Origin of the sequence: Flavobacterium sp. MAHUQ-57 (assembly GCF_051908335.1) — a bacterium.
Taxonomy (GTDB): Bacteria; Bacteroidota; Bacteroidia; order Flavobacteriales; family Flavobacteriaceae; genus Flavobacterium.
Map to the genome: position 1 here is coordinate 1,196,689 of NZ_JBPZTE010000007.1, position 16,589 is coordinate 1,213,277.

A 16,589-nucleotide genomic window follows, 5' to 3' on the forward strand; every position below is an offset into this window, starting at 1 on the left:
CATGAAAAGAAGATTATTAGGTGTTTTATTGATTTTTAATTCGTTTGGCATTGTTAATGCCCAAACGGGTGATGGCGTGACTTCTTTTGACGTAACAGGAAGAAATTCATTAATGTTCAATAAATTCTTAATTAGCCCAACTTTCAGTTTTATTCGAGAGGATGAATCTTTCATTACGTTTATGAATCGACGACAATGGGCTAGTTTTGAGGACGCACCTACTTCTTATTTTTTCAGTTACTCTGGTAAATTCAGAGACCAAAATGGTTTGGCTTTTGGTGCGTTTCAGAGAAATGTAGGCGTATTAACTTCTTTTGGTGTAGTTGGGAACTTTGCCCGTAATGTTGAAATCAATCGTGACAATAATTTTACTTTTGGTTTGAACTTAGCATACATCAATAGCGGACTGAATGAAGGTAAGATTATTACCAATGAACCAGATCCTTCTTTACAAAATATCGCCAAGAATTCATTAGTTTCTGTCAATCCGGGTATTAATTACAGTACAGGAATGATTGATTTAGGATTAACGGCAAACAATATTTTTTACTACAATTTTAATAATTCCGGGCTAGTGACTGATGATCCAATGAAAAGCATCAGTGCTCACTTAATGTATACCGGTTATTTATACAATAATGGCTTCTTCGAAAACGGAAGATTTTCTACTTTGGTTAAAGGTGAAATGGCCAAAGAAAAAACGATTGTTTCTGGATTGGTTTCTTTTTATGCACCCAAAGGTCTTTGGGCTCAAGCCGGATACAATTCGGTTAATGGTGTATCTGGTGGTGTCGGATTCGTGTTGGCCAAAAAATTCTTTGTTGGTTATAATGTTGAAAAAGGATTGGGCAATTTCACCGATTTTGGCTTGTCTCATGAAGTTACTTTGGCTTATAAATTAAGAGGATATGGCGATTATGAAGAATCTAAACCTATCGTTAAAGCTACCAAGAAAACTAATCCAGGTGTAAAAGCTACACCAGTTAAGAAAAAATCGTTGGCTGAACTTCAAAAAGAACGTGAAGCAGCATTGGCGCTTAAGGCACAACAAGATAAGGAACGCCTTGAAAACGAACGTTTACGTCGTGAAAAAGAATTGGCGGAAGCCAAAGCAAAAGCTGAAGAAGCAGCTCGAATTAAAGCAGAACAAGAAAAAGCATTGGCAGAAGCACGTGCAAAAGCAGAAGCCGATGCAAGAGCAAAAGCGGAAGCGGATAAAAATAAAGCAATTACGGAAGCAGAACGTTTACGTCGTGAAAAAGAAGCGGCTGAAAAAGCAAGATTGGAAGCTGATGCACGTGCTAAAGCGGAAGCTGCACGTAAAGCGGAACAAGATCGTCTTGCAGCTCAGGCGCGTTTAAAAGCAGAAGCTGATGCAAAAGCAAAAGAAGCGGCTGAAGCCGAGCGTTTACGTAGAGAAAAAGCAACAGCAGATGCGAAAGCAAAAGCAGACGAAGCAGCTCGCTTAAAAGCTGAAAATGATGCTCGTTTAGCGGCAGAAGCGAAAGCAAAAGCAGATGAAGCAGCACGCTTGAAAGCAGAAGCAGATGCTAAAGCAAGAGAAGCTGCAGAAGCAGAACGTTTACGCAAAGAAAAAGAAGCGGCTGATGCCAAAGCCAAAGCCGATGAGGCAGCTCGTTTAAAAGCTGAAAATGATGCTCGTTTAGCTGCAGAGGCTAAGGCTAAAGCAGACGAAGCAGCACGCTTGAAAGCAGAAGCAGATGCTAAAGCAAGAGAAGCTGCAGAAGCAGAACGTTTACGCAAAGAAAAAGAAGCTGCAGATGCTAAAGCAAGAGCAGACGAAGCGGCACGTTTAAAAGCTGAAAATGATGCTCGTTTAGCAGCAGAAGCGAAAGCGAAAGCGGATGAAGCAGCACGTTTGAAAGCGGAAGCAGATGCTAGAGCAAAAGAAGAAGCAGCTCGCTTAAAAGCTGAAAATGATGCTCGTTTAGCTGCAGAGGCTAAGGCAAAAGCAGACGAAGCAGCACGCTTGAAAGCAGAAGCAGAAGCGAAAGCAAGAGAAGCAGCAGAAGCAGAACGTTTACGCAAAGAAAAAGAAGCGGCTGATGCTAAGGCAAAAGCAGAGGAAGCAGCACGCTTGAAAGCGGAAGCGGAAGCGAAAGCAAAAGAAGCTTCAGAGGCTGAACGTTTACGTAAAGAAAAAGAAGCTGCAGATGCGAAAGCGAAAGCAGACGAAGCAGCACGCTTAAAAGCTGAACAAGAAAGATTGGCAGCGGAAGCGAAAGCGAAAGAAGAAGAACGTATACGTAAAGAAAAAGAATTAGCAGATGCTGCAAAAACAGCAGAGGATAAAGAGATAGATAACTTAACTCAAGTAATTGACGATTCGAAGAAAATCCAAAACGAAAATGTGGATAAATTCAAATCTATGGTTGATGCGAAACAAAGAGAGTTGTTGGATTTGAGAAAGGAAAACGACTTGTCTGAGCAAGGTGTCGTTACACAACCTAAAGAAATTGAGTTCCAAAGTTCAGCGGCAGCAAACAGAGCTATCGAGAACTTGAAAGCAGAAATTGCGCAAAGTACGCAAGAACAGGACAGATTTATTAAAGAATTTGAAACTTTAGCTGCAGCAAGGTTGAAAACAGTGCCGAATAAAAATGATTTAGTGAATAAAAACTATGCAGAAGCTTTGGCTAAATTGAAAGCGGAAAAGGCAGTTTCAGATAGACAAAATGCTGCTTTATTATCACAATTGGATCAAATTAAGGCGGATATCGAGATTGAGAAAAAACGTAGAATTAAACGTGCTCAATTCGATAGCAACCAAGATAAATATCTGAAAGATAGAGCATCGTTAAAACAAATTAAAGAAACAACATCACCAACAGGACAAACGTTCAAACCAGAAGATTTCAACTATGGCGATGAAGATCAGGCAAACATGCAGATTGTTAAAAATGTAGAAAATATAGAGCCTGGTTTCTATCTGGTATTGGCGGTTCATAAAGATCCAGCAAAACGTGATGAGTTCTTGAAAAAGGCAATTCAGGCAGGTCAAACCAATATAGATTTCTTCTATAATGTAGCGACAAGCTCGTACTATATTTACTATCAAAAATTCGAAGAAATTGGTGATGCCAACACAGCAATGGAAACGAAAGGTACTAAACCGTACAATGGTAAAATGGTAGTTGTAAAAGTGGAAAAATAACAAGAAAATTCGTTAACAATTATGCAGGATATCGATTTTATATTCTTAAAAAAAAGTTAACTGATTAAAAATGAATACCTTTATTAAATAAAGAAAACCCTAGCCCTATGAAGTTAAAGATCTACTCACTGTTTGCCATACTGTTGCTCTTCAACAGTATAGCACTTGCACAAAATTTGAAGCCGTTCACGCCGCGATTTGATCAGGATTTGAAAGGTGATATTTTGTTGATTGGTAACAATACCATTAATAGAAGTACCGGAAGTAACGGTCCGAATGTCCCATACAATGGAACAGGACAAAACGGAAGTATCAATATGGGTTTTATTGATGTCGATTCCGATGCGTCTACTTTTAGTTCCAGTAGTGCTAATTTAGTTATTCCACCAACAAGTGCAAGCTGTTATCGAATTCGATATGCTGGATTGTATTGGGCAGGAATATTGCAAAGCAATACACGAACAGGGATTAATCAGGTTAAATTAAAACTACCGGGTTCTTCTACTTATACAGATATTACTGGAACAATTGTTCATGATGATCCGAATGCACCTATCGGAACGGATCAAAATAAAGCATACGCATGTTATTACGATATCACCTCTCTTGTGACAGGGCTAACAAATCCACAAGGGACGTATACAGTTGCAAATGTATTGTCAAGTACAGGTAGTAATGGAGGAACCGGATTAAGTGCTGGTTGGTCCATTTTTATCGTTTATGAAGATCCACTTTTACCTTCAAAGTCAATTGTGACTTTTGATGGATTTAGTGGTATTGGTGGAGCAACAACTTTAGATATTCCTATCACAGGATTTAGAACTATCCCAGCAGGGCCGGTTAGGGCAAAGTTTGCTTTTTCTTGTTTGGAAGGAGATTATGATATTACAGGGGATTACCTTAGAATAAACGGTACAACGATTTCCACTACAGCTGGAACAAGACCGAGAGCAACTAATAACTTTTTCAATAGTACGATAACCGATTTAAATGGTATAGCGGCTGCAAGAAATCCAGCGAGTGATAATACTTTGGGATATGATGCCGGAATTATTACCAATTTTAATCCCAGTAATTCAGTTTTAGCAAATAATGCAACTTCTGCAACGATACGTTTGGGAAGTACACAAGACGTGTTTTTTTACTTCTTCAATGCTTTTGCAGTTGATATCATCGAACCACAAATTGTATTGACTAAAACTGTAGAAGATAGCGCAGGTAATCCTGTTGCAGATGGATCGGCTGTTAATTTAGGACAATACCTAACTTATGTTATCGGTTTCCAAAATATCGGTAATGATGATGCGACTAATGTAATCATCCGAGACGTATTACCGGTCAACGTTATTTACAATCACCCTGCTGATTTGATTTTACCACCAGGCGTAACAGTTGCTTCTTACAATCCAACAACAAGAGAGATTCGTTTTAATGTTGATCCGTCTATTGTTAATGTAGGCGATCCAAGAAGTGTTATCAGAATTAGGGTTCGTGTTGTTGAAAATTGTTATGAATTAGTGGATGCTTGTGAAAATAGAATTATCAATCAAGCATTTGCAAGTTACCAAGGGGTAATTAATACTACACCAATTACAGATGACCCGAGTTTGTCATCATTCACTGCATGTAATTTGGGAACACCATCTCCAACGAATTTCATTGGAAACATAGACGATTGTGTATATTCTCAAAATGTAATTCTTTGTGGAGCTAGTGTTCAGTTAACCGCACCTAATGGATATACCACTTATACATGGAGCGGTCCTGCTCCGGTAACTCCGGTTGGAGGCCAAGTGGTTACGGTAACTCAACCTGGAACATACACGGTTATGTGTAATGCCCCAGATCCTTGTATTGATATTCCTGTAACATTTAATGTAATTACTTTCGGAGCCGGCGTTACGAATCCTGTTTTGCCTTATGCCGATGAGATTGTAATTTGTCCGAATGATGGGGAGCAGTTACCTTATATTTATTTATGTGGTGCTACAGATTCCGAAACGATTTTGACAAATATTGCAGATGCTACTTCCATAACTTGGATGAAATTGAATGAGCCTTGTGCTACCACTTTACCGCCAACGTGTGCTAATACAGGAGCATGTACATGGCCAACTGTTGGTACAGGACCCAATTTTACAGTAACAGATGCTGGACAATATAAGATTGTGATTACATATCCTGGAAATAACTGTCAAAGTGTTTTCTATTTTAATGTATTCAAAAACTTGTTGGACCCACAAGCTGTAGCTACAGATATTATATGTACAACTCCTGGATGTATCACCGTAAACAATGTGCCATCTTCTGGATACGAATTCAGTTTATCGACACCAGCAGGTGCTCAAACAGGTGTATGGCAAACAAGTAATGTTTTCTGTAATATAATGACGGCGGGTAATTATACTGTATTCATTAGACAAACAGGATTTACTAACGGATGTTTATTCTCTGTGCCAAATGTTCAAGTTCGTTTACGAAACTTTACAGTTACTGCTAATGTTACCCAACCACTATGTTTTGGTGACAGAGGAAGCATTACTTTAGGTGTTAATGACGTGAACCCACAATATTATTTCGAATTACATTCTGGAGCAAGTCCAGCAGGTCCATTAGTGGCTAGTGCAGGTCCTCAAGCTTCTAATACTTATACTTTCCCGAATTTAACACCGGGTCAAACCTATACTTGGGTAGTTAGAACAGATAATGGATGTACTCAAAACGCAACATTCACTATCAATAATCCTGCTCAATTAGTGGCAACATCTGCTTTAACAAGACCATTGTCTTGTAATCCAGGTGAAGTTACTATTACCGCTACTGGAGGCACACCTCCATATGCATATTATGTAAATACTACACCACCAGCTGGAGCTTTCCAAACTTCCAATGTGATAACGGTAAACACTCCGGGTACCTATACAACCACAGTTGTAGATGCTAACAACTGTCAGGCAGTTACGACAATTGTGGTAAATCAAGTACAGCCTCCTGTTTATACAGTAGCCTCAACCAATATTTTATGTAATGGTGCAAACAACGGAACCATTACTTTCAATGTTACTAATGCTAATGGCAATGCACTTCAGTACAGTATCAATAATGGTACCACTTGGTCTAACTCAAATGTATTTACAGGATTAGCTGCTGGTACATATACTGCGGTAGTTCAATATACTACAGGAACTGCAGTATGTACAACTACTCCACAAACTATTACAATAACTAATCCAAGTCCACTAACTATTGCTGCAGTACTAGATCCACAAATTACATGTGTGGCTCCAGGAGTTATTACTGTTACAGCTTCAGGTGGTACAGGTGCTTTACAATATAGCATCGATGGAATTAACTTCCAATCTAGTAATGTGTTTAATATTACTGTGGGAGGAACCTATACTGTTACAGTTCGAGATATCAATAACTGTACTAGAACAACAACTGTTACTGCGGTAACTCCAGTTGGTCCAAGTGATTTGTACTTAAAAGATCAAGTGAAAGTAAGTTGTGAAAATGTAACGGGTCAATTAAATGTAGACGTAGTTCCAGGTTTTGGAGGACAACCTCCTTTGCGTTTCCAAATTATTGCACCTATTACAAGTACAGTTCAAGCGGATGGTAATTTCTCAGGATTATCACCAGGAGCATATACTTTCGAAGTAACGGATAGAAACGGATGTAAATACCAAGAAGTATTTATTCTTGAATCTGTTGCTCCACCTGTTATCACTCCACAATTGATTAATGATGTGAGATGTTTCGGTACAAGTACTGGTAACGCTTCATTTACAATCACAGGTTTACCAAATAGAGCAGACTATTCTTATACAATCACTCCTTCACCAGGAACTTCAGGAAGTGGTACTACTCCGAATAGTGGTTCAACAACTTTAACAATTCCGTTGAACAATTATCCTGCAGGAACGTACACGTTAACTCTTATTTATGAAACATGTACAATTACTAATACAGTAACTATTGGTGGACCTGCTTCGGCATTGGTAGCCAATTTAGTGACGACTCCGGTGACTTGTTCATCTAATGGTTCAATCACTGTAAACGCTACAGGAGGTTGGGGAGCTTATACCTACACGATTTCACCAGTAGCAGGAAGCCAATCAGGAAATGTGTTCACAAATGTTCCGGCAGGTACTTATACAATAACAACTACAGATGCGAATGGTTGTCAAGATGTAGATACGGTTACGTTTACTACACCAGTAAGACCAACATTGACATTGAATGCGACTTCAGATTTCTGTTATGACACTACCAATGGAGCAACATTAATTGTTACCGCTTCAGGTGGCGTTGCTCCGTATGAATTTAGCATCAATGGTGGCGCTTTTGTAGCTGGTAATACAAGTTCACCTGCTAACAGCCATACTTATGCTAATCTTACTCCAGGTACCTATACTATCGTTGTAAGAGACGCTTATGGATGTACTAATGCTGCTGCGTTTACACAAACTATCAATCCACAGCTGACAATCAATGCCTCTTTAACGAAAGACTTCGACTGTTCGGCTTCACCTAACGGAACTATTTCAGTAACCGCTGCAAATGGATATCCTGGTTATACATTCCAAGTGAACATTAATAATACTGGTTATACCGCTATTACTCCTGCTCCAGTTGGAAACCCTTTTACCTATACAGTTCCTGTGGCTAATCCAGGCACCTACCAATTCCAAGTGACAGATACAAGAGGTTGTATTGCACAATCGGGAGTTATCACAATCCCAGCACTTACTTTACCAACTGCAACTCATGTTGCTACAAATGTTACTTGTAATGGTCTTTCTAACGGAAGTGTTACTATTACACCTTCATCTGGTACAGCTCCCTACGTAATCAGTTTCAACGGAAGCGCTTTTACAGCAACAACTACTTATAGCGGTTTGGCTGCGGGCACCTATAACTATATTGTACGTGATGCGAAACAATGTACATTTAATGGTTCAGTAACTATCACACAGCCAACAGCAATTACTGTTTCAGCTGCATTGACTACTCCATATACATGTAGTTCAAATGGTATTATAACTGTAACTGCTTCTGGAGGTACGGGAACTCTTTCTTATAGCATAAATGGTACCACTTTCCAAGCAGGAAACACTTTCACAGTTACAAGCGCTGGGACTTATACCATTACAGTGAGAGATACTAATGGATGTACAGCAACTACTTCAGTTATTGTTTCCCCATTGACTCCACCAACAGACATTACATTCTCTGCTACTGCAGTTACATGTACTTCAGGTAATACTTCAAATGTTACTTTGACCGTTACTGGTGGATCTGCTCCGTTAACTTATCAAATTATTGCACCAACAGTTGTTGCTCCTCAAGCATCAAATGTATTTAACAATTTAGCGCCTGGCACTTATACTTTCTTAGTGACTGATAGTAGAAATTGTAACTATCAAGAGTCATTTACAATTAGCCCACTACCTGCTTTAACTGTTAGTGCTGTAGTGAATAGTAATATTCAATGTGCAGGAAGTGCAACAGGATCTATTCGATTCACGGTTTCTGGATTCAGTCCAACTTACAACTATACAATAACTCCAAATGGTTTCCCTGGTGATTCAGGAACCAATATTGGTACATCATCAGTTACAGTTAATAATTTAACTGCAAATACATATACTATTAATGTTGTCAATCCAACAACCGGATGTACCGCTAGTACTACTGTAACGATAAGTGGTCCTGCTTCTCCGTTAACAGCTACTTTAACAACGACTCCGGTTACGTGTGCTATAAATGGAACTGTAACAGTTAATGCTTCAGGTGGTTGGGGAAGTTATACTTATGCAATTTCTCCTATTGCAGGTACTCAGGCCGGTAATACCTTTACCAATATTCCTGCGGGTTCATATAATATTACAATTGTTGATGCAAATGGTTGTTCTATTACTAGACCATTTACATTAACAGCTCCTGTACAACCGAATATTGCTTTAAGTGCTACTTCAGATTTTTGTTATGATACAACTAACGGAGCATCACTTGTAGTAGTTGGTTCAGGAGGTGTGGCACCATATTCTTTCAGTATTAATGGAGGCGCATTCAATCCGAGTAATACTCCGGTTAACAGTCATACTTTCTCTAACTTGACACCAGGTACATATACCATTGCAGTAAGAGATTCTTTTGGCTGTATTAATGCTGTACCATTTACACAAACAATTAATCCTCAGTTAACTCTTAATACAGTATTGACTAAAGATTTCGACTGTACTGCTTCACCAAACGCGGTGATTACTGCAAACATTACAGGTGGTTATCCAGGTTATACCTATCAAGTGAGTTACAATGCTGGTGCATTCAGTGCTCCAGTTGCAGTAGCAGGATCAAACATTACATATACAGTATCTACAGCAAATCCTGGAACATATGTGATAAGAGTTACTGACAGTAGAGGTTGTGTGGTACAATCTGGTGTAATTACTATACCACCTTTGCTACCGGTAACAGTTTCTACTACTCAAGTAAATGTATTATGTTTCGGAGATGCTACTGGTTCGGTAACATTCACACCTGGTGGTGGAATAGGTCCATACCAAATCAATTTCAACGGAGGTGGATTTACGTCTAACTTCACTTACTCTAACTTAGCAGCTGGTACTTATACCTATGTAGTTCGAGACACCAAAATGTGTACAGTTTCTGGTTCAGTTACGATTACTCAAAACCCTCAAATTAACTATACGATAACTACTGTACCGATTCAGTGTACGGCTGGTGGTACAGTATTAGGTCAGATTTGCGTTCAAGGTGTATCTGGAGGTGTAGCACCTTATGTATATACTTTAACAGATCTTTCAAACGGTAATCCACCTCAAACATTCAATGCTGCAACAGCGGGTATTAACCATTGTTTCACCAACTTAGATTTCGGTTTCTATGATGTTACCGTTACAGATGCCAATGGATGTCAGATTACAAATAGCAACATTGCGATTGCATCACCTGTATCAGGTTTAGATATTACTACTACAGTTTTACCACCAGGTGACTGTTTGTCTGGTGCATCAGTTGTAGTGAATGCAGTTTCAACTTTCGGAGCTGGTGGTCCATACTATTTCTCATTGTATCCAACTTCTACATTGCCACCAGCAGGTGCAGGTTGGCAACCAGAATCGCCACTTGGTTCCGGAACATCTACTTTCACAGGTTTATTAACAGGTGTTACGTATTCATTTGTAGTTTGGGATCAATCGAGCAACTGTTACTATTATGCGCAAGCGGATACTTCTACAGCTTCAAATTCCAACATGACCACTTCAACTTTAGTTGTCAATAATGTTACTTGTAGAGGAAGTGCTGACGCAAATGTGAGTGTAACAATTAACAATTACAGTGGTACTTCAGTATCATGGACAGTTTACAATTCTGTAACATTAGCTCCTGTTGTAGGTCCTACAAACGTTGTAGGTTTACCTGGAGGTGCATTTACAATTAATAATATAGGTCCATTAGCACCAGGATCTTACTTTGTATTACTAACTGAGACTAGTGGCCCGAATAACGGATGTTCAGTTTCAACGCCTGTATTCAATGTTGTTGAATCGTTAACTCCGTTAACTATTGTGGCTAGTGCTATTAAAAACGACAATTGTAATCCAGATGCTGGTGTAATTACTGCATCAGGACAAGGTGGTACAGCTCCTTATACTTACAGTTTAGATGGTGTTACTTTCAATACCCCTAATACATTTAATGTAGAATCAGGTACTTACACAGTATATGTAAGAGATGCTTATGGATGTACAGTAAGCACGACAGTTACTGTGAATCTTGATGCTACGCCAAATATCGATGTTACTTTAATCAACGCTTGTGCGGCTGAAGGTAACTTCTCACTAAACGTTACTTTGAACACAGTAGGTGTTGCTCCATATTCTTTAAGTCTTGATGGCGGTGCTTTCCAAACGGTTACTTTCCCTTATATGATTAATGGATTGTCGTCTGGTTCTCACACTGTTATTGTTCAGGACTCAAATGGTTGTGGTGAAACTGTTACTATAAACATTTTAACTCCTTTATCTGGTGCAAGTGTAATCAGCGCATTACCAACTTGTGCAAATAACGATGGTGTTATTGTAATCACGCCAAATGGTGGTTCGGGTAATTATAGTTATTCAATTACTCCTGTTGCTGGATCAATCACTGGTACAAATCCTGCAACTATTTCGGGATTACCTGCAGGAAATTACACTGTAACAATTACTGATACTACAACATCATGTACGTTTAATATTCCAGTTACTTTAGGAGCTCCAACTCCGGTATCATTCTCAGCTACTTCTACAGATGTTAGTTGTAATGGTGGAAGTGACGGTACTATTACAGTGACATTAAATCCGGGTAATGACAACCCAGTTTATACCTATCAAATTATTTCACCTGCTATTGGTCCTCAAACATCTAATGTTTTCACAGGATTACCAGTAGGAACCTATACAGTTCAGGTTAACTCAGGAAGAGGATGTTCATTACAACAAAATGTTGTGGTGAATGAACCTACAGCGGTAACTGCATCTGCTTCGGCGACTGCGTTTACTTGTGCTCCTGATAATTCTGAAAATACAGCAACAATAACTGTAGTAGGTGGTGGTGGAACAACTCCATACACTTACAGTATTGATGGTACTAACTATTTTACAGGTAATACTTTCCAAGTTGTCAACACGAACGTAAATCAAACATTTACTGTTTATGTTAAAGATAACAATGGATGTATTGCAACTAATACTATTACCGTTAATCGTTTACCAAGATTAGTATCTGCTACAATTAACCAAGTAACAGCGATTACATGTACTAACCCTGAGGTAGTAAATGTTACAGTTGTTGGAGGTTCTGGTACATTCACGTATCAATTATTACCATCTGGAACTCCGCAAGCTTCGAATATTTTCAACTTGCCAGCTCCTGGTACATATACAATCCAAGTCAATGACGTTACAACGGGATGTACTATTCAAGCTACTTATACAGTAAGCCCTTTCAATACACTTGATGTAACTGGAACACTTGTAAATGGAGTGTCATGTTTAGGTGGTACTAATGGTGCTATTTCAATTAATGTGACGGGTTACTCAGGTGCTTATAACTATACAGTTTTCGATGCTGTTGGTACTCCTGTAGCAGGAGGTGCTGGTAATACAGCTACGAATCCATTTACTATTCCAACAGGTTTACCTGCAGGAAATTATACGGTTCAAATTACAGAAACTGCGACGCCATTCTGTCAAGATACTACTGGTGTAATCAATGTAACAACACCGGGTACAGCAGTTGGTATTCAATTAGTTTCTAATATTAACGCGAATTGTAACGCTAATGCACAAGTTACCGTTATTGGTACAGGTGGAACTCCGGGTTACACCTATGCATTCATGCAAAATGGTGTTGCTCCAACTCCAGCTGATTTTGCTGCTGCAAATAGCGCATCATTAAATCCATTAACGAATACGCAATGGGATGTTTGGGTACAAGACGCGAATGGTTGTAGAGCAATGTTGGATGTAACAATCACAACAGATCCTTCGCCAACAGTAACTGCACCAAATTTCGCGGCTGACCAATGTACGTCAACTGGTGCAAGTTATACTTTCACTGTTGTTGGTACTGGTGTAGCTCCATTGACTTACAGTATTGGAGGTGCTTTCCAAAGCAGTCCAACATTTACCGTGGTAGCTTCTGCAACACCATATACTGTGACTGTTAGAGATGCAAACGGTTGTACAGCAACAGATACTATTTTGATTTACCCAGCTCTTGGAGTTACAACTTCGATTACTGCATTACCAAGTTGTGCGAACAATGATGGTAGCATTACAATCAATGCAAATGGAGGATCAGGAAATTATTCGTACTCAATCACTCCAGTTGTTGGTATCATTGCTGGAAATACTATTACAGGATTAGCTGCGGGTACTTATACTGTTACTGTAACAGATACAACAACATCTTGTACTGCTACTACAACATTCACTTTAGGTGCTCCAACTCCGGTAACCTTTACTTTAGCAAGTACTCCGGTTAGTTGTTTTGGTGGTAACAACGGTACAATAACTGTTGCTTTAGACGCTAGTAATGATAATCCTGTTTATACTTATCAGATTATTGCGGGACCTGGTGCTCCAATACCAGCTGTTCCACAAACGTCAAATGTATTTACAGACTTAGTTACTGGTTTATATACAGTTCAGGTGAATTCTGGAAGAGGATGTTCTGCTACTCAAACTATTACTGTAAATCAACCAACAGATTTAGTTATTGATAGTGTGGTAGTTGCGCCATTTACTTGTGCAATGAACAATACTACAAATGTGGCTACCATTACTGTAACCGCGAGTGGAGGTACAACACCATACACTTACAGTATTGATGGAACTAACTATACAGCATCGAATGTATTCCAAATCGCAGATAACGGTTCGGTTCAAAACTTCACTGTTTATGTTAAAGATTTCAATGCATGTATCGAAACAAGTACGGCTACAGTTAACCCAATTGTACCATTGACTGCTACAACTTCGACTGTAACAATCGACTGTACAAGACCAGAAACAGTTACTGTTACTGCGTCAGGAGGTTCTGGAAGTTATACTTATTCTTATTTACCTGCTAGCGCTGCAAATATTACTCAAGGTATTGCTCCTAACGATAATGTTTTCACTATTACAGCTCCAGGTTCATATTACTTAAGAGTTACAGATGCTGTAACGGGATGTTATTTAGACTTACCAGTTTATGGAATCACTCCATTTAATACGATTGTAGTTGATGCTACTGCAGTTAGTCCTGTAACTTGTTTTGGAGGAACTAACGGTTCAATTTCTATCAATGTTACTGGTTATACAGGTGCATACAGCTATCAAGTTTTAGACAGCACTAACACAGCTGTGTTGAGCGGTACAGGAAATACTTCAGCAAATCCATTGACAATTACTGGATTGACTGGTGGAAGTTATACTGTACTAGTAACTGAGTCAGCTACTCCATTCTGTTCTGCAACGTCAAATAGTGTAACAGTGGCAACACCATCTTTACCACTTGATATCACGGCACAAGAAACGGCTAACGTAACTTGTGATAATAATCAAGGTGTAATTGTAGCAACAGCTATAGGTGGTTGGGACACTAACTATATTTATACAATTAATACTTTACCAGCGGGTGCTACACAAACAAACAATGTGTTCTCAGGCATGCCGGCAGGTACATATACAATAACTGTAACTGACGCTAATGGTTGTACAGATAATGTTACAATCACATTAGTGAGACCAACTCAAATTACAGCAAATGCAATTGCAACTCAAACTGTAAATTGTTTTGGAGATCAAAATATGACGATCACTGTAACTGGTGTAACAGGTGGTCAAGGATCTAATTATACGTATACATTGAATACATTGACTCCTGTGGTTTCATCATCTGGACCACAATCATCAAATGTATTCAGTAATTTAGGTGCTGGAACATATGAAGTTATCATCAACGATGGTTACAACTGTGCTTCTAATCCTATCCCGGTAACCATTTTACCAAGAACACAAGTACAAGCTACAGTTGCTATGGTTGCAAATTCACAGCAATGTGCTGATAGCTCAGCTTCGTTAACAATTACTGCTTCTGGAGGTGTTGCACCTTACAGCTACAGTACTTCGGCTACTGGTCCATTTACTGGTTCATTCAACCCATCAATTACGTTGACTAACGTTCCTGTAGGTACTCACAGTTATTATGTTCAAGATGCTAACGGATGTATCAGTTTTGTAACTAATGAAGTGAAAATTGATCAATTAGAGCCATTAACATTGAGTATATCAGCAAATACTGATACTGTAATCAACTGTTTTGGTGATAATGATGCAAACATTCACGTTTTAGCAAGTGGTGGAATTGGTGGTTACCAATATACATTGACTGGTCCTAGCGGAACTGTTGGTCCTCAAACGAACGGTGATTTCCTTAACTTAACTGCTGGTAACTATGTGGTGAGCGTAATTAGTGGGAACTGTACTCCGGTTACTAGAAATATAACAATTACTGAACCAACTCAGCCATTCGCTGTTGTATTTACACCTAGTGATGCTAAATGTTTCGGTGAACCAAATGGAACGATTACGATGACATTCTCTGGATATAGAGGAACAGTTCAATTCAATATTCGTCCTCAAGGAACAACAGATCCTGTGGAAACATTTACAGTAACAAATCCTGCACAACCATATGTAATAACTGGTTTATACGGTGGGGTAACTTATGTAGTGAATGTTATCGATCAAGATTTCGGTTGTAGTGTTCAATCGATAGTGACTGTTGGTCAGCCATTGGCACCATTAAATGCTAGTGCTACTGGTTTCATGGACGAAGAATGTTCTGAACAAGACTTAGGAAGTATTGATGTTGCAATAACAGGTGGTACAGGTCCTTATTCATTACATTATGAAGTGTTGTATCCTGGTTCTTCTACACCGGTGATTGGTTCAACTGTGAATTTACCTTTAGGTACTTCAACGTATCAGTTTGCGAATTTGAATGGTGGTATCTATGTGATTTACGTAAACGATGCCAACGGATGTGCTACTAACTTCGATCAAATCATCGGAAGTGGTGATAGTTTTGATGCTGTTGCACTTGTTGAGGAAGAATGTTACAATAACACTCCAGGTGTTAAAGTGACTGTATTGAATACATTAACCACTAATAATACATTCGGTCCTGGATATACTTTCGCTTTGGGTGCTTTCCCTGCACAATCAAGCCCAGTATTTGAGTCGACTAATCCGGTTTATGGAGCTACATTGCTTGCAGGTGGAAACTTTACCATTACGGTTACTGGACCAAATGCTTGTCAGAAAGACACTCCACAATTTACTATTACTCCAGTACTTCCGTTACAGGTTACTTTAGCACAAACTGCTTTAAATACTGTAACAGCGACAGCGGTTGGTGGATCTGGAAATTACACGTATGTTTTCTATCTGAATGGCAATGTTGGTCAGTCAGGATCTGAGAATGTATTCGTTTACCGTGAGTCAGGCACTGTAACTGTTGAAGTAACCGATAGTTCAGGCTGTAATGCTACGGCGAATATTCCAGTAACATTTGTTCCTATCTGTATTCCAGATGTATTTACACCTGACGGTAACGGAAACAACGATACATGGGAACCAGGATGTGCCGATATTTATCCGAATTTGAAAACACGCATCTACGACCGTTACGGACGTCAGGTTGCTGAATTGAAACAAGGTCAGTCTTGGGATGGTAAATATGAAGGAAAAGAATTACCATCTGGAGATTACTGGTATGTAATCAAAATTAATGGTAATGATGACGACGAATTTGTTGGACATTTCACATTGTATAGATAATTTAACTCAGA

General features: G+C 39.0%; 2 protein-coding genes. Both read left to right on the forward strand.

Features of this window, described 5'->3' with window-relative positions:
- The first annotated feature begins 1 nt into the window (after position 1).
- On the forward strand, positions 2 to 3,175 hold the full coding sequence (locus tag ACS8MM_RS13480) for a PorP/SprF family type IX secretion system membrane protein (RefSeq protein WP_379717795.1): 3,174 nt from the start codon (positions 2 to 4) through the stop codon (positions 3,173 to 3,175).
- A gap of 107 nt (positions 3,176 to 3,282) precedes the next feature.
- Entirely contained in the window at positions 3,283 to 16,578 is a 13,296-nt protein-coding gene (locus ACS8MM_RS13485) for a T9SS type B sorting domain-containing protein (protein WP_379717797.1), read from the forward strand.
- The last annotated feature ends 11 nt before the right edge of the window (positions 16,579 to 16,589 follow it).

Bases quoted from the DNA above. Each gene is read 5' to 3' on its own strand.
- ACS8MM_RS13480 (WP_379717795.1), top strand. From the start codon at position 2: ATGAAAAGAAGATTATTAGGTGTTTTATTGATTTTTAATTCGTTTGGC.
- ACS8MM_RS13485 (WP_379717797.1), top strand. From the start codon at position 3,283: ATGAAGTTAAAGATCTACTCACTGTTTGCCATACTGTTGCTCTTCAAC.